Origin of the sequence: Hydrogenophaga sp. BPS33, from assembly GCF_009859475.1 — a bacterium.
In the GTDB taxonomy this organism is placed as follows: Bacteria; Pseudomonadota; Gammaproteobacteria; order Burkholderiales; family Burkholderiaceae_C; genus Hydrogenophaga.
This window is the reverse complement of sequence record NZ_CP044549.1, coordinates 4790492-4810040: the sequence shown is the minus strand read 5'-3', so window position 1 is coordinate 4810040 and position 19549 is coordinate 4790492. Positions and strand designations below refer to the sequence as shown.

18 protein-coding genes are annotated in these 19549 nt (G+C 67.8%); 8 read left to right on the top strand and 10 right to left on the bottom strand.

Annotated features, from left to right (window positions below; genetic code table 11):
* Positions 1 to 208: 208 nt before the first annotated feature.
* From F9K07_RS22155 to F9K07_RS22110, 10 genes are read right to left on the bottom strand one after another with little or no spacing between them, the layout of a single operon-like run.
* On the bottom strand, positions 209 to 1207 hold the full coding sequence (locus F9K07_RS22155; protein ID WP_159595480.1) for a Bug family tripartite tricarboxylate transporter substrate binding protein: 999 nt from the start codon (positions 1205 to 1207) through the stop codon (positions 209 to 211).
* A 5-nt stretch (positions 1208 to 1212) separates the two neighbouring features.
* The gene (locus tag F9K07_RS22150; RefSeq protein ID WP_159595479.1) at positions 1213 to 2190 is read right to left on the bottom strand and encodes a Bug family tripartite tricarboxylate transporter substrate binding protein; all 978 of its coding nucleotides are present in this window, start codon (positions 2188 to 2190) and stop codon (positions 1213 to 1215) included.
* 27 nt (positions 2191 to 2217) lie between these two features.
* Positions 2218 to 3222, bottom strand: a complete 1005-nt coding sequence (locus F9K07_RS22145; RefSeq protein ID WP_159595478.1) for an SDR family NAD(P)-dependent oxidoreductase — start codon at positions 3220 to 3222, stop codon at positions 2218 to 2220.
* A gap of 37 nt (positions 3223 to 3259) precedes the next feature.
* On the bottom strand, positions 3260 to 4498 hold the full coding sequence (locus tag F9K07_RS22140; RefSeq protein WP_159595477.1) for an acetyl-CoA acetyltransferase: 1239 nt from the start codon (positions 4496 to 4498) through the stop codon (positions 3260 to 3262).
* Positions 4495 to 5979, bottom strand: a complete 1485-nt coding sequence (locus F9K07_RS22135) for a carotenoid oxygenase family protein (protein ID WP_159595476.1) — start codon at positions 5977 to 5979, stop codon at positions 4495 to 4497. The genes F9K07_RS22140 and F9K07_RS22135 overlap by 4 nt, the downstream gene beginning before the upstream one ends.
* Complete coding sequence (locus tag F9K07_RS22130) at positions 5969 to 6952, bottom strand: NAD(P)H-dependent flavin oxidoreductase (protein ID WP_159595475.1); 984 nt, start codon at positions 6950 to 6952, stop codon at positions 5969 to 5971. Before F9K07_RS22130 ends, F9K07_RS22135 begins: the two co-directional genes overlap by 11 nt.
* Positions 6949 to 7929, bottom strand: coding sequence for a Bug family tripartite tricarboxylate transporter substrate binding protein (locus F9K07_RS22125; RefSeq protein ID WP_159595474.1), 981 nt, complete (start codon positions 7927 to 7929; stop codon positions 6949 to 6951). The genes F9K07_RS22130 and F9K07_RS22125 overlap by 4 nt, the downstream gene beginning before the upstream one ends.
* 20 nt (positions 7930 to 7949) lie before the next feature.
* Positions 7950 to 8654, bottom strand: a complete 705-nt coding sequence (locus F9K07_RS22120) for an alpha/beta fold hydrolase (RefSeq protein WP_159595473.1) — start codon at positions 8652 to 8654, stop codon at positions 7950 to 7952.
* The gene (locus tag F9K07_RS22115) at positions 8651 to 10375 is read right to left on the bottom strand and encodes a class I adenylate-forming enzyme family protein (RefSeq protein WP_159595472.1); all 1725 of its coding nucleotides are present in this window, start codon (positions 10373 to 10375) and stop codon (positions 8651 to 8653) included. The genes F9K07_RS22120 and F9K07_RS22115 overlap by 4 nt, the downstream gene beginning before the upstream one ends.
* Positions 10376 to 10386: 11 nt before the next feature.
* Positions 10387 to 11829, bottom strand: a complete 1443-nt coding sequence (locus tag F9K07_RS22110) for a carotenoid oxygenase family protein (RefSeq protein ID WP_159595471.1) — start codon at positions 11827 to 11829, stop codon at positions 10387 to 10389.
* An 85-nt stretch (positions 11830 to 11914) separates the two neighbouring features.
* Here F9K07_RS22110 and F9K07_RS22105 point away from each other — a divergent pair, with 85 nt between their 5' ends.
* The 8 genes from F9K07_RS22105 (at position 11915) to F9K07_RS22070 (ending at position 19542) form a co-directional block, all read left to right on the top strand.
* Positions 11915 to 12622, top strand: coding sequence for an IclR family transcriptional regulator (locus F9K07_RS22105; RefSeq protein ID WP_236581429.1), 708 nt, complete (start codon positions 11915 to 11917; stop codon positions 12620 to 12622).
* Positions 12623 to 12780: 158 nt separating this feature from the next.
* Complete coding sequence (locus F9K07_RS22100) at positions 12781 to 14910, top strand: xanthine dehydrogenase family protein molybdopterin-binding subunit (RefSeq protein WP_159595470.1); 2130 nt, start codon at positions 12781 to 12783, stop codon at positions 14908 to 14910.
* On the top strand, positions 14907 to 15869 hold the full coding sequence (locus tag F9K07_RS22095; protein ID WP_159595469.1) for a dihydrodipicolinate synthase family protein: 963 nt from the start codon (positions 14907 to 14909) through the stop codon (positions 15867 to 15869). The genes F9K07_RS22100 and F9K07_RS22095 overlap by 4 nt, the downstream gene beginning before the upstream one ends.
* 1 nt (position 15870) lies before the next feature.
* Complete coding sequence (locus F9K07_RS22090) at positions 15871 to 16353, top strand: (2Fe-2S)-binding protein (RefSeq protein WP_159595468.1); 483 nt, start codon at positions 15871 to 15873, stop codon at positions 16351 to 16353.
* Positions 16350 to 17153 carry an FAD binding domain-containing protein gene (locus tag F9K07_RS22085; RefSeq protein ID WP_159595467.1) on the top strand — a complete coding sequence of 268 codons (804 nt, stop codon included), beginning with the start codon at positions 16350 to 16352 and terminating at the stop codon, positions 17151 to 17153. Before F9K07_RS22090 ends, F9K07_RS22085 begins: the two co-directional genes overlap by 4 nt.
* Complete coding sequence (locus F9K07_RS22080; RefSeq protein WP_159595466.1) at positions 17150 to 17719, top strand: SRPBCC family protein; 570 nt, start codon at positions 17150 to 17152, stop codon at positions 17717 to 17719. The genes F9K07_RS22085 and F9K07_RS22080 overlap by 4 nt, the downstream gene beginning before the upstream one ends.
* Positions 17716 to 18531, top strand: a complete 816-nt coding sequence (locus F9K07_RS22075; protein ID WP_159595465.1) for an aspartate dehydrogenase — start codon at positions 17716 to 17718, stop codon at positions 18529 to 18531. Before F9K07_RS22080 ends, F9K07_RS22075 begins: the two co-directional genes overlap by 4 nt.
* Positions 18532 to 18549: 18 nt before the next feature.
* Positions 18550 to 19542 (top strand): tripartite tricarboxylate transporter substrate binding protein, encoded by a 993-nt coding sequence (locus tag F9K07_RS22070; protein ID WP_159595464.1) that lies wholly within the window; start codon positions 18550 to 18552, stop codon positions 19540 to 19542.
* Positions 19543 to 19549: the final 7 nt, after the last annotated feature.

The following is a 19549-nucleotide window of genomic DNA, read 5'->3' as shown; positions in this document are numbered from 1 at the left end:
GAGAGCAGTGCGACGTGACGCGTCAGGCGCCGCTTTGGCGTGGCCCACGGGTCTTTATTTGCATGCCTGGCAAAACAAGGGGTGGGTGAACTATGGCTCCTATCTCAAATCTCCATCACCCATCCCATCAAAAAAGCGCCTGACGTTGCCGCCAGGCGCCTGCTTTGACATCGGTCGGCGAGCCGACCGTGTCCTGGAGCGATCGTCATTACTCCGGCTTGATCCCCGCCGTCTTCATGATCACAGCCCAGCTCTTGAAGTCGTTGTTCACCATCGCGGCAAACTGCTCCTGCGTCGTCGGTGGCATCTCCAGCCCCATCTCTTGCAGCTTCGCCGAGACTTCGGGCATCTTGATGATGCGGTTGACCTCCTGGGAGAGTTGCTGCACCTTGTCGTTGGGCGTTTTGGCCGGCATGAACATGCCGATCCAGCTGTACGACTCCAGACCCTTGTAGCCCAGCGACGTGAACGTCGGCACGTTCGGCGTGGGACCATAGGGACGGGACACGCCCAGCAGGCGCAGCTTGCCCGACTCGATGTGCGGCTTCATCGTGGCGTAGTCGCTGAAGGCCGACTGCACTTCACCCGCGACCAGTGCCATCACCACCGGTGCACTGCCTTTGTAGGGCACATGCATCAGGTCGGTCTTGGCCTGGTCGTTGAGCACCACGCCGTACAGATGACCGATCGAGCCTTGCCCGACGGACGCGTAGCTGTAGGTCTTCGGGTTCTTGCGCACCTCGTCGAAGAAATCCTTCAAGGTCGTGGCGTTGGTCTTGGTGACATTGACCGCGAAGATCAGCGGGGCGCCGCCGAGCTCGACCACCGGGACCAGGTCGCGTTGCGGGTCGTACGGCATTTTCGAGATCAGGTTGGGCGCCTGCACCACCAACTGGTTGGTGATCAGCACCGTGTTGCCATCGGGTGCCGCCTTGGCCACCAGGTCGGCACCGATGGTGCCGCTGGCGCCGGGTCGGTTCTCCACGATCACCGTCTGGCCCAGGCGCTCCTGCAGTTTCTGCTGGATGAGGCGCGCGAGGAAGTCGCCCGCGCCACCGGGTGCGAAGGACACCACCAGGCGCATGGTCTTGCCGGAGGACGGCGCCGGTGCGGCAGGCGATTGCGCGTGCACCGAAGGCAGGACGAAGGCCATGGCCGCAGCCAGGGGCAAGCAGCGAACGAATGCGCGTTTGGTCAATGTGTTCATGGTGATCAATCCAGTTTCACGCCAACTTGTTTGATGAGCGTGGTCCAACGGGTGTAGTCGTTCTGCACGATGGTGGCGAACTGCGCCGGCGGCGTGCCGCCGAGTTCGAATCCCACGTCGGTGAACTTGGCCGCGACGTCGGGTGCCTTGATGGCGGCGGCCACTTCCGCGTGGAGTTTCTGCACCACGTCGGCCGGTGTCTTGGCGGGCAGGAACAAGGCGCCCCAACCGTAGGATTCGAAACCCTTGAATCCCAGTTCGCCCAGCGTGGGAACGTCGGGTGTGAGGGCCGGGCGCTGCGTGCCAGTGACGGCCAGCAGGCGCACCTTGCCGGAAGCGACGTGGGGCTTCAAGCTCACGTAGTCCGCAAAGGCGGCGTTCACTTCACCGCTGACGAGCGCCACCATGGCCGGTGCACCGCCCTTGTAGGGGACATGCAGCAATTCCGTGCCGGTCTCGCTGCCCACGCGGTAGCCGTAGAGGTGGTGGGAAGAGCCGCTGCCCACCGAGCCGTAGGTGACCTTGCCGGGGTTGGCCTTGGCGTAGGCGACGAACTCCTTCATGTCCTTCACGGGCAGCTTCTCGGTGTTCACCGCGAGCCACAGGGGCGTGCGGATCACGTCGGTCAAGGGCGTGAAGTCTTTCAGCGGGTCGTAGGGCAGCTTGCTGTAGAGCGCGGCGGTCTGCACGATCAGCGGGCCGTTGAACAGGATGGTGTAGCCATCGGGCGCGGACTTGGCGACGAAGTCCGAGGCGATGATGCCGCCCGCGCCGGGCTTGTTGTCCACCACCACGGGCTGCTTCATCGACGCTTCCATCTTCTGCGCAATGGTGCGCGCGATGAAGTCGTTGCCACCGCCCGCGGGGCTGTTCACGATGATCTTGATCGGGCGGTTGGGAAAGCTCTGCGCCGCAGCCGTGCCGGCGATGGACAGGGTGACCATGGCCAGGAGGCCCGCAGTCAGTTGTTTGAAGTGTTTCATGTGTTTTGTCTCCAGGGTTAAAAATTTTCAGGAACGGTTGCTGTAGGTCTCCAGCGCGGCGACGAGGGACTCTGGTGTATCGGTGGTGGCCCGGGTGCGCGGGAAGATGTGGGCGGTGCGCTCCTTGCGGTCGAACCAGATCGACTCCTCCGACTGCTGGTCGGGCCGCTTGGCGGCCAGGTAGACGATGGTGTCGGCGCCCTGCGGGTCGCTGCGCAGCACCGACTTGAGCGTCTCGCGAAAACGCGGCATGGAACGGCCCACCGCAGCGGTGTCGACCCAGCCAGGGTGCATCACATAGAAGCGACGACCCGTGCCCGCAAACTTGCGCCGCCAGTACTGGGTGAGCACCACCTGGGCGCGTTTGGACAGGCCGTAAGCGCGCACGCCCAGGTAGGCAGGCGTGTGGTTGGCGCTGGCGATGTTGAGGTCCTTCACCACCAGCGGGTGGTTGTACATGCCGCCCGACGCCGTTTCGATCACGGTGGCGTCGTCCTTCAACAGGCCGCGCGACAGCGCTTCGCGCGTGAAGATGTAGTGGCTCAGGATGTTGGTGACGAACGAGGTTTCCAGGCCCTCTTGGGTGATGATCTGGTCGCGCTTCTGGATGCCGACGTTGTTCACCAGCACGTCGATCTTCACGCCTTGCGCCTGCAAGCGGTCCAGCAGGGCCCATACCTGGCTGCGCAAGGAAAAGTCGGCCACCTCGGCTTGCACGTTCTCGGGATGGTCGGTGGACTGGGCGAACGCGGCGAGTTTTTCGGCGCTGCGGCCCACGCTGATCAGGCGCGCGCCCGCGTTCACCGCCGAGCGCGCGGCCGAGCCGCCAATGCCTTCAGAGCCGCCGATCACCAGCCAGGTCTGGCCCCGAAAGTCGGGCTTCAGGCTGCGCCAGAACAGGCTGCGGGCGTGGTAGCCGATCTTGCTGTAGCTGGGCGTGAAGCGCACATAGAAGCTGATCAGTTTGCCCAGCGGGGCGTTGGCCGGATTGCGCCACAGCGATGGCTTTGCGGCGGTGTTGTTGGTTGTCATGTCGGTTCCTGGAAGGAGAAGAGAGCGGTGGCGCCGATCACGCGCCAGCGGTTTCGACGACGAAGCTCACCACGGTGGCGCAGGAGCCGCCGATGTTGAGCGTCTGCAGGCGGCGCGCGCCGTCGATCTGGGCCGCGTCCGCGGTGCCGGTGACCTGGCGCGCGGCATCCAGCAGCATGCGGCTGCCGGTGGCGCCCACCGGGTGGCCGCAGCCGATCAGGCCACCGCTCATGTTGATGGGGCAGCGGCCGCCGGGCGCGATGCTGCCGTCTTCCACCGCCTGCCAGCTCTGGCCTGGCGGGGTCAGGCCCAGGTGGTCGATCGCCACGTATTCGGTGGTGGTGAAGCAGTCGTGCGTTTCCACACCGTCCATGTCGTTCACGCCCGAGACACCGGCGCGCCGCCACGCGTCTTCCAGCGCGGTGCGCAGGTGCGGGAACACGTAGGGCTCGTTGCGGCTGCGTTCGAACTTGTCCTGAAGACGAATGCCGGCGTTGCGGTGGCCCCAGCCGCTGATGCGCGCCATGCCCTCAAGCGAGCGGCCGGTGCGCTTGGCGTGTTCGGCCGCGAAGCGCGGCGAGGCCAGCACGATGGCCGCGCCGCCGTCGGTGATCTGGCCGCAGTCCTGGCGGCGCGTGCCGGGTTCGATCCAGGGGTTGGCCTGGTCGTCGTCGGTGAAGCTGAGCTCGTCGAAGGCCCACTTGCGCGTCTGCGCCAGCGGGTTCGACTTGGCGTTGGTGTAGTTGATCTCGGCGATGCGGTTGAGGTGGCGCCGGTCCAGGCCATAGCGGCGCTCGTACTCTTGCGCCACGCGGCCGAAGGCGGCGGGCCACATGAACTTGCAGTCGAAGCCTTCATGGCCTTGCCAGGCGGCGGCGTTCTGGTTCATCGAGGCCTCGTTGCCCGGCAGGTTCTTGAACTCCTCCACGCCGAGCACCAGCACGCAGTCGTAGCGGCCGGCTTCGATCTCGGCCATGGCGCTGAGCACCGCCAGCGACGAGGACGCGCAAGCCCCTTCGTGGCGCATGGCCGGCACACCCCAGAGTTCGGGCACCACCTGCGCCACCAGCGCGCCCAGGTGCGCCTGCTGGCGCTGCAATTCGCCAAAGGCGTTGCCGACGTGGATGCTCTCGATCGCACTCGCGTCCAGGCCGCAGGCTTCGAGCGCGCCGAGCGTGGTCTCGCGCGTCATGTCGGAGATGTCCTGGCCGTTGCGGGACCAGACTTTGGCAAAGTCGGTCTGGTGGCCGCCGAGGATGTAGGTGGGTGCGCTCATGCGTGTGCTTTCTGTGGCGAAGAAGAGGGGGCGAATTCGGACGCGTCGGCCCAGCAGGCGTGCGTGCCGCTGCTGATGCGGTGGGGCAGGAGGATGCGCGCGACCGGGCCCTTGGCCAGGTCGCTGGCGTCGAGCACCAGGCATTCGGAGCGGTCGGCCTTCATGTCGGTGACGAAGCTGACCACGTAGCCGTCGTCTTCGGCGGTGGCATCGAAGCACGGCGCCATGGGCGACTCGCTGCCGTAGCGGTCTTCGCCAAAGAGGTATTGCTGCGACTCGCCGGTGGTCCAGTCGAAGCGCAGGAGGCCGTCGAACAGGAAGGCGCCGGGCTTGGCGATCATGTTGTAGGAATAGCGGTAGGGCCGGCCCCAGTACTGCACGTTGATCATGCCGAACTCCAGCAGGCGGTCGTCCAGCCGGCGTTCGTGCGTGCGGCCGGTCTTGAGGTTGAAGCGCCATTCGTACAGCGTGGGCCCGTAGCGGTCGGGCCCGAGCGTGTTGCCGCTGTTGTCGTAGCCCTTCTTGGGCATGGGCGTGGCCTGGTGATAGCCGTGCAGCACGATCTCATCGCCTTCTTCCCACGCGTTGAGCCAGTGCAATACATAGGTGGGGCTGGCCTCGAACCAGCGCACACCGGTCTGCGGTGCGTGGCGGCGCGGCACGATGGCAAAGCGCGAAGGCTGCTGCTCGCGGTACACCAGCTTGTGGCGGTTCTGCGTCAAGGCCTCTTCGTCCCAGTGCAGCGGGAAGTCGTTGAGGATGGCGAAGTTCTCGGTGAAGGCCATGTCGTGCGGCAGGCGCGGGCCGGGCAGCGGCACCGGCACGTAGTGCACCAGCTGGTCGTTGCGGTCGACCTCGCCGTAGAACATGTAGGGCGCCTTCTTCGAGTAGTTGAAGAACAGCAGGTCGCCGGTGCGCGGGTCCACCTTGGGGTGGGCGGAGATGCCGCCATCGGCCATCACGCGTTCGCCCCAGGCCGAGGTGCCGCGCGTGGCCAGGGTGCGCGCGTCCAGCCGGTAAGGCTCGCCGCACTGGTAGAAGGTGGCCAGCGCGCTGCCGGCGTGCACGATCACGTCGGTGGCGGCGCTGTCGCGCAGGCCGCCGCGCGCGCCCCAGCCGGGCTTTTGCGCGAGCGTGGGCTTGTCGATCAGGCCCGCGTACAGCGCGTGGCCTGCGGCCTGTTCCTCGTGGAAGGCCTGCGTGCGCACGAAGCGGTTGCGGTATTCGCAGCGGCCTTCGTCGAAGTGCAGGGCGTGCAGCATGCCGTCGCCATCGAAGGGGTGGTAGGTGCCCAGCGGCTGGTGGATCGGGTTCTGCGTGTTACGCAGGTACACGCCCTTGAGGCGCTTGGGCACTTCGCCGATCACCTCCAGTTCGGTCGCGTTGACCTCGTCGTAGTTGGGGGCGAAAGGCCCGGTCATGTAGGGGTGTTCGCCCGGCACGAGCGTGTGCGGTACGCGTTCCACGACTTCAACTTCCATGATGAATCTTTCCTTGCAATTTGCTGGAGAAGCGCTGCCCTGCGCTGGCGTATTCGGCCTGGAGCTGCTTCACCACGGTGTCGACCGTGTCCACGGCCTTGATGGCGCCCACGCCCTGGCCGGCGGCCCAGATGTCGCGCCACTTCGAGGGCTTGTCCACGTCGTTGCTGTCGTAGCTGCGCGGTGGGGCGGCGGGCAGGTTGTCCGGGTCCATGCCGCGCGCGCGCAGCGAGGGTTTGAGCCAGCTCGCGGGCGTGCCGGTGAGGCCGGCGCTCACCACGATGTCGTCCACCGTGCAGTCCACCAGCATCTGCTTGTAGGCCGCATCGGCCATGCTTTCCTGGGTGGCGATGAAGCGCGTGCCCATGTAGATCAGGTCCGCACCCGAGGCCACCGCGCCGGCCACGCCCCAGCCATCGGTGATGCCGCCGCCGACGATCACCAGGCCGTCAAAGAACTCGCGCACCGCGCTCACGAAGGCGAAGGGCGAGAGCGAGCCGGTGTGGCCGCCCGCGCCGGTGCAGATGCAGGCCAGCCCATCGGCGCCCGCGGCCACGGCCTTGCGCGCCAGCGTGAGGTTGGTGACGTCGGCGATCACCAGGCCGCCGTAGCCGTGCACGGTCTGCATCGCCGGTTTCGGGCTGCCCAGCGCGGTGACCACGATGGGCGGCTGGTACTGCGCGATCAGGCGCAGATCGTCGGCCAGGCGCGTGTTGGACGAATGGGTCACCAGGTTGGCGCACCAGGGTCCGATGGTCTCGGCGGCTTGCTCGTCGCGCGCGCGGGCCAGCGCCTCGGTGATCTCGCGCATCCACAGGTCCAGCGCCTCGATCGGGCGCGCATTGGGCGTGGGGAAGGCGCCCACGATGCCGGCGCGGCAGGCTGCCACCACCAGCTGCGGGCCCGAGATCAGGAACATGGGCGCGGAGACCACGGGCACCTTCAGGCGCGCCAGAAAATCGTGTGATGTCATTCGCTCGCCTTGAAGCCGGAAATCTTCACCGCCTCGGCCCAGCGCTTGCTGTCGACCTGCACGTAGTCGTGGTACTGCTTGGGCGTCATGGGCATGGGTTCGAAGTCGATCGCGCGCCATTTCTGCACGATCTCGGGCGACTGCAGTGCCTTGACGAACTCGGCGTTGAGCTTGCTGACCACCGCGTCCGGCGTGGCCGCGGGCGCCGAGATGCCGGACCAGATGTAGATCTCCAGATCCGCGAAGCCCTGCTCGGTGAAGGTGGGCACGGCGGGCAGCAGATCGGAGCGCTTGGGCGTGGAGATCGCCAGCACCTTGACCTTGCCGGACTCCACGTGGGGCTTGACCGCCAGCAGCGGCAGGAAGGCCGCCTGCACATCGCCCGCGAGCAGGCCTTGCACGGCCGGGGGCGTGCCGTTGTAGGGCACGTGCACCATGTCGATGCCGGCGCGCTTGTTCAGGAGAACGCCCGCGAAGTGCGAGGAGTTGCCCGCCGTGAACGAGGCGTAGGACACGCCGCCGGCCGGGTTGGTCTTGTTCCAGGCGATGAAGTCCTTCAAGGTGTTGGCCGGCACCTTGGCGGCGTTCACCGCGAGCACCAGCGAGGCACCGAGGAAGCCGGTGACGGGCTTGAAGGTTTTCTCCGCGTCGTACGGCAGCTTGCTGAAGGTGTGCGGGTTGATGGCCAGCATGCTGGTGTTGGTGAGCAGCAGCGTGTAGCCGTCGGCCGGGGCCTGCGCCACCGTCATCGCCGCGATGGTGCCGCCGCCACCGGGCTTGTTGTCCACGATCAGCGCCTGGCCGGTGTTCTTGCGGAACTCCTCGGCCACCTGGCGCAACGAGGCGTCCAGCGTATTGCCGGGCGCGAACGGCACCACCACGCGCACGGGCCGCTCCGGGAAGGTCTGGGCATGGGCGGGCAGGGTGCTCGCGCACAGGGCGCCGGCCACGGCCAGCATCAGCATTCGTCTTTGCATGTTTGTCTCCTACGTTGTGGTCAATGTTGTCGTGATCGCTCTACCGCGTCGTGGATGGCTTGCACCACCGCGGCGGGCTGCTCGATGGGCAGCATGTGCCCGCAGTCGTCCACCAGCCGCAGCGTGGCCTGCGGTATCAGCGCGGCCAATTCCCTGGACAGCTCGGGCGGCGTGACGCGGTCTTGTTCGCCGCACAGCACCGCCACCGGCAGCGCGAGCTTGCCCAGCGCGGCACGGTGGTCGTGGCGTTGCGAGATGGCCTGGTTCTGTCCGATGGCGGTCTCCATGCCCACGGCCAGCATCATGGGTGTGATGCGCGCCGGCGTATCGGGCTGGTGCGAGACGAAACCGGCGATGCCTTCGACCATGCGCGCAAAGTTCTTGCGCAGGCCGGCAATGGTCTTTTCCCGCGCGGCCTGCGATTCGGGCGACTCCGGACGCGCCGAGGTGGACACCAGCACGGCGGCCTGCAGCGCGCGTTGCGGCCGCGCCAGCATGTCGATGGCCACGTAGCCACCGAGCGAGAAGCCGGCCAGCACCACCGGCGCATCGGCCGGCAGATCGGCCAGCCGTTGCCAGGCCACGTCGGCCATCGCGGGCACCGAGGCCTGGGTCAGCGTGGGCACGCGGCGCACGTCGGCCACCGCCGCCAGTGGCGCGGCCACCGCGTCCCACAGGCTGGCGTCGTTGAGCATGCCGGGCAAAAGAAGCACGGTGGTCTTCATGCGGCGGCCTCCTTGGGGCAGATCTGTTCGCGCAGGTCGCGCTTGAGCACCTTGCCCAAGGGGTTGCGCGGCAACTGGTCCATCACCACCAGCTTCTCCGGCCACTTGAAGGACGCCACCTGTTCCTTGCCGCGCAGAAAGTCCACCAGGTCTTCCAGGGTGATGGCCTCGCCCGGTTGCGCCGCCACCACCGCGCACACGCGCTCGCCGAGCACGAGATCGGGCACACCGATCACCGCTGCCTCGCGCACCTTCGGGTGCGCCAGCAACAGGCCTTCCACTTCTTCGGACGAGATGTTCATGCCGCCCCGGATCACGATGTCCTTGTGGCGGCCGGCGAAGCGGTAGTACTGCAGGCGCTCGCCCGCGATCTCGAACAGGTCGCCGGTGCGGTAGTAGCCCTGTTCGTCGAAGGCGCGTGCGGTGAGTTCGGGCGTCTTGTAGTAACCGCTGAAGATCGTCGCGCCCTGGAAGCGCAGTTCGCCGACGCGGCCCGCCACCTGGATGTCCTCGCCCGTTTCCAGGTCGACCAGGCGGGTGCGGATCTTCTTCGAGTTCGACAGCGACCATTCGAAGCCGTCCACCCCCAGGCGCGGGAAGTACTGGCTGCGCTCGTGTTGATCGGGAATGTCCTGCGGGGCCGAAGAGAGGGCCGCGCCTTCGTTGGAGCCGAAGTAGTTGACGATCTCCACGCCGAACTTCTGCGCGAACTGCTCGAACAGCCAGGCCGCCACCGGCCCACCGCCCGAGCCCACGCGCTTGAGGCGACCGAGGTTCACGCCATCGAGCTTCGACGGCTCCTTGAGCAGCATCGCCAGCACCGCCGGCGCGGCCACGGTGTAGTCGGTGGGCTCGTCGCGCAACTGGGCGATGAACACGTCGAGGTCGAACGGGTGGTGGTGGTGCAGCGTGCCACCCACCAGCAACCACGCCGCCAGGCTGGTGGAGATGCCGGCCATGTTCACGAACGGGAACGGAATGACCATCTGCGCGCCGGGCTGCAACTGGCCCGCGTCGATCACCGACTGCCCGACGATCAACCATTCGTTGTGGTTGCGCGGCACGCCCTTGGGACGCGCTTCGGTGCCCGAGGTCCAGCAGATGGTGAGCACGTCGTGCGCGGTCACGCCGATGCGCGCCATGTGGTCGCGCAGTGCCTGCGCGCTCCACGGCGTGGTGGCGTCCAGCGCGGGCCGCATGGCGTGCACGCCGGGGGGCGGCGCATCGCCCAGCGCCCACACCTGCTTCAAGCTGTCCGCCATGCGCGGCGCGAGTTCGGCCCATCCCTGCGCCAGGGCATGGTTGCCGACGCGGGTGGTGGTAATGGCCAACGCCGCGCCGGTGCTGCCCAGCACGTGCGTGAGCTCGTGGCCCCGGTATTGCACCGGCACCGGCGAGACCAGGATGCCGCTGGCCGCACAGGCCAGGTAGATCGCGTGCAGCTCGACCGAATTGGGCAACTGCACGACGACCACGTCGTCCTTGCGCAGGCCTTGGGCGTGCAGGAAAGCGGTGAAACGGCCGACTTCCTGCAGCAACTGCGACCAGCTCCAGCGGCGCGGTGCCACGCCGCAGATCGCGGCCAGGTTGGGCGGGTCGGTGACGGCCAGCGCATCGGGCTGTCGCAGGGCTGTCTCGATGAGGATCTCGCCCATCGTGCGCTCGCCCCACCAACCTTTGCCGACGTAGTCGGCGATCTTGTCTTGGGGAACCAGAATCATGGAGGGCTCGTTTATTTCCAGCGGTTGAGCGTGGCCTGGCTGACGAAGGTGGCGTGAAAGCCGTTGGGCACGCGGCGCGGCAGGACCACGCGCGCGACCGGGCCTTGCGCGAAGGCCGCACCAAAGCAGTCGAACAGCTGGATCTCCGAGCGCTGCTCGTTCGGGTTCCAGGCCAGCGTGACCAGGTAGCCGTCGTCTTCCGAGCGCGGGTTGTCGCGCGGCGCGAAGCCCGGCTCGTTGTAGAAGAACTGCGGGCCGGCGCTGTAGGCGATGTAGCCACCGGTTTCCAGGTCGTACTTCACCAGGCCTGGGAAGCGCGGCTCCTCGCGACCACCGGGTGGGAACACCACGTTGTAGGACCAGCGGTTCTTGCGTCCCTGGTAGGCGCTGTTGATCACCGGAAACTCGGTGTTGAGCACGTCGTCGATCACGCGCTCCTTCGTGAGGCCGGTCTTCAGGTCGAAGCGCCATTCGTACAGCAGGAAATCGCGCTGGCGCTGGTTGATGGTGCGCTCCAGGCGGCGGCTGTCGATCTGTCCGTCTTCGCCCGGGTGCATCCGGTAGGGCGTGCCCACCATCACCACCTCGTCGCCTTCCTCCCACGCGTTGACCACGTGCAGCATGTACGCCGGCTTGGCCTCGAACCAGCGAACGTCTTCGGCCTTGCCATAGCGCGGAACGATACCGAAGCGGCTGGGCAGCTCGGGGTAGAAGCGCACCTTGTAGCGGCCTGCGGCCAGCGCATCGGGGTCCGGGTGCAGCGGAAAGTCATGCAGGATCGTGTAGTGCTCGGTGAGCGCCATGTCGTGCGGCAGGCTGGGGCCTGGCAGGTCCACGTCGATGGCATGGCGCAACTGGCGGTCAGGTCCGACCACGCCGTAGCGCATGTAGGGTGGCTTGGTGTCGTAGTCGAACCACATGAGTTCGCCGGTGTGTTCGTCGGGCCGCGAGTGCGCCGAGATGCGGGTGGCCGGGCCGTCGATGTCGACCGGCCCCAGGGTCTCCAGCGTGAACGGGTCCACCGCGTAGGGCACACCGGAGCGGTACCACATGGTGAGCAAGCGACCGGCGTGGTATTTCACGTCGGTGTTGGAGTTGTTCTTCAGCGGCTGGTCGGGCCGGTCGGCGCGCGGCGGCTCCTTCAAGCCCTTCCACAGCGTGTGGCCCGCTGCCAGTTCTTCCTGCAGGCCCGCCGTCTGGATCCAGCGGTTGCGGTAGCTCACGCGGCCTTTGTCAAAGCGCACGGCATGCAGCATGCCGTCGCCGTCGTAAGCGTGGTAGCGCCAGTCGGGCGGGTAGTAGGCATTCGGTCCGTTGCGCACATACAGACCGCTGAAGTCGGCCGGCACCGTGCCCAGGACGGGCAAGTTGTCGAACACGTCTTCCTGGTGGATGGGGGCGTTGTTTCCCGAGAGCGCGGGAATTTCGTGCAGCGGTAAATCGGCAGCATTCACGGTTTTGTCTCCTTGGCCAGCCCAGTGTAGGAAGGGGGTGTTTCTCCCGAGGGTCTTGTTTCGATATTTGATTCACAATTTCGATATGTCAAACGATGAAAATCCCTCGGACATCCGTCCCATCTACCGTGCGCCGCTCACCTACGAGGACTACGAAGGCGATCGCCAGTTCGCTACCACGCTTGCGCGCGGCTTGGAGCTGTTGCGCTGTTTCTCGCCGGTGCAGCACCTGCTCAGCAACAAGGAACTGGCCGAGCAGCTCCATCTGCCGAGGCCCACGGTCTCGCGCCTGACCTACACGCTCATGCGCATGGGCTACCTGGCGCAGGACGCCGACTCGGGCAAGTACCGGCTGGGCTCGGCCGTGTTGTCGCTCGGGTTTCCGCTGCTCGAGACCTTTCCGGTGCGCCAGCGCGCGCGCCCCGAAATGCTGGAACTGGCGCAGGAGATCCGGGGCACGGTGGCCATTGCGATCCGCGACCGGCTGGACATGGTGTGCATCGAAGTGACGCGTGGCGGCGTGCGCAGCGGCCACCCGATCGACATCGGCCGCACGTATTCGATGTGCGGCACGGCGGTGGGGCGGGCCTATCTCGCGGCCTGCAGCCCGGGCGAACGGCAGGCGCTGATGAACCAGATCAAGATCAAGGCGCCGCAGGAATGGGCGCTGCACGAGGAACGCCTGTCGTACGCCCTGGCGAACTACGCGCGGCTGGGCGGTGGCCCTGGGCAAGGTCGACCGCGGCGAGTTGTTGGCGATCAACGCGTCCTTCCAGCGGCGCAAGCTGGATGAGCGCTGGCTGGTGGAGGACGTGGCGCCCAAGCTGATGGCGTTGGCGCGGAAGTTGGCCTGAAAAGGGGTGCTCAAATTTTCTGAGGAATCGTTCAGAAACATTCGCTTGCTGGGACGGGGTCGTTCGCGTGGAATCGAGCCCTCAGATCCGGTCCCGCATGAACGCTCTTCTTCCCCTCTCATCCGCCGACGCAGCCCTGGCCCGTGTTGAAGACACGCGCTTGCTCACCGGCCGCGGCTGCTACGTGCACGACGTGTCCCTGCCCGGCATGCTGCACGCGGCGTTCGTGCGCAGCGTCTACCCCCGCACGCGCATCGTGTCGATGGACGCCGATGCCGCGCGCGAGGTCGAAGGCTTCGTCGCCATCGTCACCGGCCACGACCTCGGCGGGCTGACTCTGCCGCCGCCCAATGGCCTGCTGCAGGACCTGCGTGCCGAACCCACGCTGTTGCTGCCCACGCAGGCCATTCGCAGCGTGGGCCAGCCCCTGGCGCTGGTGCTTGCGAGCAGCGCCGAGGCCGCGCGGCAGGCCGCCGAAGCGGTGTGGTTCGACTGCGAAGCCCAAGCCCCGTGCAACGACCTGGCCGACGGCGCGCCCGTGGTCGCCAGCGTGCGCCACCACACCGGCGATGCGCCAGCTGGCGGTGCGGCGGTGGTGCGCGCCGTCCAGCAGCAACCGCGCGTCGCGGCCATGGCGCTGGAGCCGCGCGCGGCCGTGGTGCGTTGGGACGGTGCGGCCGGCGAACTGACGGCCTGGTTGCCGACGCAGACACCATCGCGTGCCCGGACGGACGTGGCCCGCCTGCTCGGCCTCGACGTCGGGAAAGTACGCGTGATCGCTCCCGACGTGGGCGGTGCCTTCGGCGCCAAATCGTCGTTGGGCCCTGAAGAACTGGTGCTGGCGTGGGCCGCGCGCGAGCACCGATGCGCCATCAAATGGACCGCCACGCGCAGCGAGGAATTCACGTCGGGCGTGCATGGGCGCGGTGCCCGTCTCGAAGGCGAGCTCGCGCTGGATGCGCAAGGCCATTTCCTTCATCTGTCTGCCCACCTGCGCTTCCCCGTCGGCGCCTGGTTGCCCTTCAGTGTGTTGGCGCCCGCCCGCAACACGGCGCGCATTCTGCCCGGGCCGTACCGCGTCGCGGGTGTGGACATCCGGGCGCGCGTCGAGGCGTCGGATGCGGCGGCCGTGACCATCTACCGGGGCGCGGGCCGACCCGAGGCCACCTTGTTGATGGAGCGCCTGGTCGAGCGCGCCGCGCGCCGCCTGGGTGTGGATCCGCTCGATTTGCGTCGGCGAAATCTCATCGAAGCCCATCAAATGCCGTGGGCCACGCCCACCGGCGAGACCTTGGACGCGGGCGACTACCGTGCTGTGCTGGAGCGCGCCGCACAGGCCTTCGGTTACGAGGCCGAGCGCGCCGAGCAGGCACGCCGCCGCGCGGCGGGCGAGTGGGTGGGCGTGGGCACGGCCTTGTACATCGAGCCCTGTGGCCAGGGCTGGGAAAGCGCACGCGTCACCTTGCAGACCGATGGCACGGTGGAGGTCGCCAGCGGCTCCTGCGCGCAAGGGCAGGGCCACGAAACCAGCTACGCCACCATCGCCGCGCAGGTGTTGGGCTGCGACCCCGCCCACGTGCGCGTGCGCCATGGCGATACCGCACACAGCCCCGAAGGCATCGGCGCGCTGGCCAGCCGCAGCATGGCGATTGGCGGCAGCGCGGTGCTGCTGGCCGCGCAGGACGCTGCGCGCCGCCGCGCCGCAGGAGAAGCCTTGCCGATCACGGCCGATCAGGTCTATACCGCGCCGGCCGAAGCCTGGAGCTACGGCTGTGTGATGGCCCGCATGGCCATCGACGCCGAGACCGGCAAGCCGCGCGTGGAGCGCATTGTGTGGGCCGACGACGCGGGCCGGATCGTCTCGCCCCAGCTTGCCGAAGGGCAGTTGCTCGGTGGCCTGGCGCAGGGCCTGGGCCAGGCCTTGCTGGAGCGCCTGGTCTACGACGCCGAGGGCCAGCTCGTCACCGGTTCGTTGATGGACTACGCCGTGCCGCGCGCCGACGACATGCCGCCGGTGGAACTGCACAGCCAGCACGTGCCCACGAGCGCCAATGCGCTCGGTGCCAAAGGCGTGGGCGAAGCCGGCTGCATTGGCGTGCCGGCCGCCTTGCTCAATGCCGCGGCCGACGCGCTCTCGCCGCGCGGCGAACCCGAACTCGATTTCCCGCTCACGGCCGAACGCCTGTGGCGCGCCCTCTCCACCAACCACTCTCCATCACAACCATGACTCTCAAATACCGCAAGCCAGACGCCAAGGCCTACGCCCGCGAACATTTCCGCGGCGTGTGGGCCGCTACGGCCACCCCTTTCAAAGAAGACTTGAGCCTGGACGAAGCCGGCTTTCGCCGCAACCTGCGCCACTGGGTCCGCGACCTGAAGCTCGGCGGCCTGTTCGTCAGCGGCAAGCAGGGCGAGTTCTTCTCCATGTCGGTGGCCGAGCGCAAGCGCACCTTCGAACTGGCGGTCGAGGAGGCCAGCGGCCGTTGCGGCGTCGTGACCTCGTGCTCCGACACCAACCTCGACGTGGTGCTCGACCTGGCCCGCCATTCGCAGAACATCGGCGCCGACTACATCGTCGTGCACAGCCCGGTGCTGCACTTCCACCACAACCCCGACGACACGGTGTACGAGTACTACCGTTACCTGAGCGAGCAGACCGAGATCGGCATCGCGCTGTGGAACCACCCCGATTGCGGCTACGAGATGAGCCCAGAGCTGTGCGCGCGCATCGCCGACCTGCCCAACATCGTCGCCATCAAATACAGCGTGGACCGCGAGAAGTACAGCCGCCTGACGCGGCTGGCGGGCGACAAGATCCTGGTGAGCACCGCGTCCGAAGAAGAGTGGCTGGACAACATCATCGAACTGGGCTGGCGGCTGTACCTGTGCTCCACGCCACCCTTCCTGTTGCAGACGGCGGCCGACCAGCGCATCAACGAATACACGCGCCTGGCCTTTGAAGGCAAGCATGCCGAGGCGCGCGCCGTGCGCGACAGCCTGGAGCCCGCGCGCCAGGCCTTCCGCTCGGCCCGCCCATCGGGCACGCCGCAGGCCTATTCCAAGTACTGGCTGGAACTGCTGGGCCAGGTGGGCGGCCCGGTGCGCCGCCCTCTGCTCAACCTGACCGAGGCCGAGAAAGCCGCCACGCGCGATGCACTGGCGCGCAGCGGTCTGAAGCTGGCGTGACATGGGCCTGGACATCTCCCTCACGGTCAACGGGCAGCCGGTGCGGCGCTCGGTCTCTGCGCAGCGCCTCTTGATCACGCTGCTGCGCGAAGACCTGGGCCTGACCGGCACCCACCCGGGTTGCGACACGGCGCAATGCGGTGCCTGCACCGTGCTGCTCGATGGAGCGGCCGTGAAGTCCTGCAACGTGTTGGCCGTGCAGGCAGACGGCGCGGCCGTGACCACCATCGAAGGCCTGGCAACCGAGGGCGGGCCATTGCACCCGATGCAACGCGCCTTCGGCCAGCACCACGCGCTGCAGTGCGGCTACTGCACGCCCGGCATGGTGATGCGCGCGGTGGCCATGGAGCGCGAAGGCGTTCCCGCCGAGCCCGACGCCGTGTGCCATGCGCTCGCCGGCAACCTGTGCCGGTGCACGGGTTACCACGGCATTGTCAACGCCACCTGCCAGGGCCTGCGGGAGATGCGGGGCGCGACCCCATGACACCGTTCGAGTACCGCCGAGCCTCGCGCGTGGCCGACGCCGTGGCCTGGTTGCGCGAGACGCCCGACGCCAAGTTGCTGGCGGGCGGGCAAAGCCTGCTGGCCGCCATGAAGCTGGGCCTGGCCGCACCTCCGCTGCTGATCGACCTGGGTCGCGTGACCGAGTTGCGCGCGCTGCGCGACGATGGCGCCCATCTGTGGATCGGTGCCATGTGCACCCACGCTGCGGTGGCGGCATCTCCCTTGGTGCGCGCGCGGCTGCCCGGCTTGGCGCGACTGGCCTCGGGCATCGCCGACCAGCAGGTGCGCAACCGCGGCACGCTGGGCGGATCGGTCTCCAATGCCGATCCTGCCGCCTGCTGGCCGGCGGGCGTCCTCGCTTGCGGCGCCACGCTGGTGACCGACCGGCGCGAGATGGCCGCCGACGACTTCTTTCAAGGCCTGTTCGCCACGGCGCTCGAACCGGACGAGGTCTTGCTCGGCGTGCGCTTTCCCGTGCCCGATAGGCTCTGCTACGCCAAGTTCGAACAACCCGCTTCGCGCTTCGCAATCACCGGCGTGGCCGTGGCGCGCACCGCATCGGGCGTGCGTGTGGCCATCACGGGGCTGGGCCACGGCCCGTGCCGTTGGCCCCAGGCCGAAGCAGCGCTGGCGCAGCGCTTCGCGCCCGTTGCCTTGCATGCACTCACGCCCGACGCCGATCGGGCCGCGGGCGATCTGCACGCCAGTGCCGAGTACCGCCTGCACCTGGCCGGCGTGCTCGCGCGCCGCGCCGTCCAAAACATGGTCCTATCTTCATGAACTACCAAGGAACCCAACTTCTCGACCAACCCATGCAGCGCGTCTGGGACGCGTTGCTCGACCCCGCCGTGCTGCGCCAATGCATCGCCGGTTGCGAAACCTTCGAACGCACAAGCGACAGCGGCTTTGCCAGCACCGTCAAGGTCAGCATCGGCCCGGTGGCCGCGCGCTTTACCAGCACCATGACACTGGCCGACGTGGAAGCGCCTCACCGCTGCACGCTGCGCTTTTCCGGACAAGGCGGCGTGGCCGGCTTTGGCAAAGGCGAAGCGCACGTGGAGCTGGTGGAGACCGCGCCGGGCCAGACCCGGCTCGATTGGACCGCCGATGCGCAGGTCGGCGGCAAGATCGCGCAGCTCGGTTCTCGGCTCATCGAAGGCACGGTGCGCAGGATGAGCGAAGACTTCTTCCAGCGCTTTGCCGCGCAGCTCAGCACCCTGGCTCCCGTGGCGCCACCGGAAGAGACCGCGGCCTTGCCTGCGCGAGCGTGCGTGCGCTGGTCCTGGGTGGCCGCGCTGCTGGCCGTCATGGGCCTGCTGGCCGTGTGGTGGAGGCTCGTGCCATGAGCTTGCGTGTCGCACTCATCGGCTTCGGCGCGATTGGCCAGCGCCTGGCGCGCGGCTTGCTGGCGCATCCCGAGGCGGTTGAACTCACCGGTGTGCTGGTGCACGAACTCGACCCCGCGCGGGCCGCAGCGCAGGGTGATCTGCAGGGCGTTCGGGCTTTGTTGACCGACCAGCGCGACACCTGGCTGGCGACGCGCCCCGAACTGGTGGTGGAGTGCGCTGGCCACGCCGCAGTGGACGCGCATGCCGAAGCGGTCTTGCGCGCCGGCTGCGACCTGCTGCTGGCCTCCGTGGGCTCGCTCACCGACGACGATCGCCTCGCTCGCTTGCAGTCACTGGCCACCGCATCGGGCCGGCAGGTGCAACTGGTCTCGGGCGCCATCGGCGGCATCGACTGGCTCACGGCGGCCCGCGACGCGGGCTTGCGCGACGTGGTGTACCGGGGCCGCAAGCCCCCGGCTGCGTGGCGCGGCAGTCCCGCGGAGGCGGTCGCGCAGCTGTCGTCGCTGGATGCGCCTGCGCTGGTCTTCGAAGGCAGCGCGCGCCAGGCTGCGCGCGATTTTCCGCGCAATGCCAACGTCGCTGCCACCGTCGCGCTGGCCACACTGGGGCTGGACCACACCCGCGTCGAACTCTGGGCCGACCCGGGCGTGACCGAGAACCGCCACGAGGTCGAGGCCTGGGGCGAGGCCGGCCATCTGCTGCTGCGCCTGGACAACCGCCCCGATCCCCAGAACCCCCGCACCTCGCTCGTCACCGCGCACAGCGCGTTGCGCGCGGTGCTCAACCGTTGTGCTGCCGTCGTACTTTGAACCCTTGAAAGGAATCCCATGTTCACCCTGTTCGCCACCCTGCGTCGATTCACATGGCCGCAAGCCGCGCTGGCCTTGGCACTGGCCTGGACCAGCGGTCTGGCCGCTGCCCAGTACCCGGAGCGGCCGATCCGGATCGTCGTGCCATCGCCGGCAGGAGACGGCTCCGACGTGCTCGCACGCGCCTTGTCCAAGGCCATGGGCGAAGCGATGGGCCAGTCCTTCGTGATCGACAACAAGCCCGGCGCGGGCGGCAGCATCGGCGCCCAGCAGGTGGCCCGAGCCGCGTCCGACGGCTACACGCTGTTCCTGGCCAATGCCAGCTCCCACGGCGTCACACCGGGCCTGTACCCGAGCCTGCCTTACGACAGCGTGGCCGACTTCGCGCCGGTGGGGCTGATCGCCACCGCCCCCAATCTGCTGGTGGTGCGTTCGGACGCGGGCATCGCCAGCTACGCCGACTATGTGCGCCAGGCACGCCAGCAGCCCGGCAAGCTCAGCATCGCTTCCGCGGGCAGCGGCAGCCTGTCGCACCTCTCGGCCGAGTTGCTGCGCTCCAGCGCCGGACTGGACTTGCTGCACGTGCCTTACAAAGGGGCCGCGCCCGCGCTGACCGACATCATGGGCGGGCAGGTGGCGTCCATCATCATCAACATCCCCAGCGTGTTGCCGCACATCGCCAATGGCCGCATGACGCCGCTGGCCGTCACCAGCGCCAAGCGCGCGGCAGCGCTGCCCAACGTGCCGACCTTGATGGAAAGCGGCGTGCGCGGCTACGACACCGTGGCCTGGTTCGGCCTGCTCGCACCTGCGCGCACGCCACCCGAGCTGCTGCAGAAGCTGCATACGCAGTTGCAAGCGGCGCTGCGCCAGCCCGAGGTGCGCGACACCCTGACCCGGCTTGGCGCCGAATCGTCCGGTGCGGGCCCGCGCGAATTCGGCGAGTTCATGCGCAGCGAAATGGCCAAATACGATGCGGTCATCAAGAGCGCATCCATCAAGATCAACTGAGCGTCAC

What these genes read in the sequence shown, in the direction of transcription:
- F9K07_RS22155 (WP_159595480.1), bottom strand. Translation starts at nt 1,207, where the DNA reads ATGAACACATTGACCAAACGCGCATTCGTTCGCTGCTTGCCCCTGGCT.
- F9K07_RS22150 (WP_159595479.1), bottom strand. Translation starts at nt 2,190, where the DNA reads ATGAAACACTTCAAACAACTGACTGCGGGCCTCCTGGCCATGGTCACC.
- F9K07_RS22145 (WP_159595478.1), bottom strand. Translation starts at nt 3,222, where the DNA reads ATGACAACCAACAACACCGCCGCAAAGCCATCGCTGTGGCGCAATCCG.
- F9K07_RS22140 (WP_159595477.1), bottom strand. Translation starts at nt 4,498, where the DNA reads ATGAGCGCACCCACCTACATCCTCGGCGGCCACCAGACCGACTTTGCC.
- F9K07_RS22135 (WP_159595476.1), bottom strand. Translation starts at nt 5,979, where the DNA reads ATGGAAGTTGAAGTCGTGGAACGCGTACCGCACACGCTCGTGCCGGGC.
- F9K07_RS22130 (WP_159595475.1), bottom strand. Translation starts at nt 6,952, where the DNA reads ATGACATCACACGATTTTCTGGCGCGCCTGAAGGTGCCCGTGGTCTCC.
- F9K07_RS22125 (WP_159595474.1), bottom strand. Translation starts at nt 7,929, where the DNA reads ATGCAAAGACGAATGCTGATGCTGGCCGTGGCCGGCGCCCTGTGCGCG.
- F9K07_RS22120 (WP_159595473.1), bottom strand. Translation starts at nt 8,654, where the DNA reads ATGAAGACCACCGTGCTTCTTTTGCCCGGCATGCTCAACGACGCCAGC.
- F9K07_RS22115 (WP_159595472.1), bottom strand. Translation starts at nt 10,375, where the DNA reads ATGATTCTGGTTCCCCAAGACAAGATCGCCGACTACGTCGGCAAAGGT.
- F9K07_RS22105 (WP_236581429.1), top strand. Translation starts at nt 11,915, where the DNA reads ATGTCAAACGATGAAAATCCCTCGGACATCCGTCCCATCTACCGTGCG.
- F9K07_RS22100 (WP_159595470.1), top strand. Translation starts at nt 12,781, where the DNA reads ATGAACGCTCTTCTTCCCCTCTCATCCGCCGACGCAGCCCTGGCCCGT.
- F9K07_RS22095 (WP_159595469.1), top strand. Translation starts at nt 14,907, where the DNA reads ATGACTCTCAAATACCGCAAGCCAGACGCCAAGGCCTACGCCCGCGAA.
- F9K07_RS22090 (WP_159595468.1), top strand. Translation starts at nt 15,871, where the DNA reads ATGGGCCTGGACATCTCCCTCACGGTCAACGGGCAGCCGGTGCGGCGC.
- F9K07_RS22085 (WP_159595467.1), top strand. Translation starts at nt 16,350, where the DNA reads ATGACACCGTTCGAGTACCGCCGAGCCTCGCGCGTGGCCGACGCCGTG.
- F9K07_RS22080 (WP_159595466.1), top strand. Translation starts at nt 17,150, where the DNA reads ATGAACTACCAAGGAACCCAACTTCTCGACCAACCCATGCAGCGCGTC.
- F9K07_RS22075 (WP_159595465.1), top strand. Translation starts at nt 17,716, where the DNA reads ATGAGCTTGCGTGTCGCACTCATCGGCTTCGGCGCGATTGGCCAGCGC.
- F9K07_RS22070 (WP_159595464.1), top strand. Translation starts at nt 18,550, where the DNA reads ATGTTCACCCTGTTCGCCACCCTGCGTCGATTCACATGGCCGCAAGCC.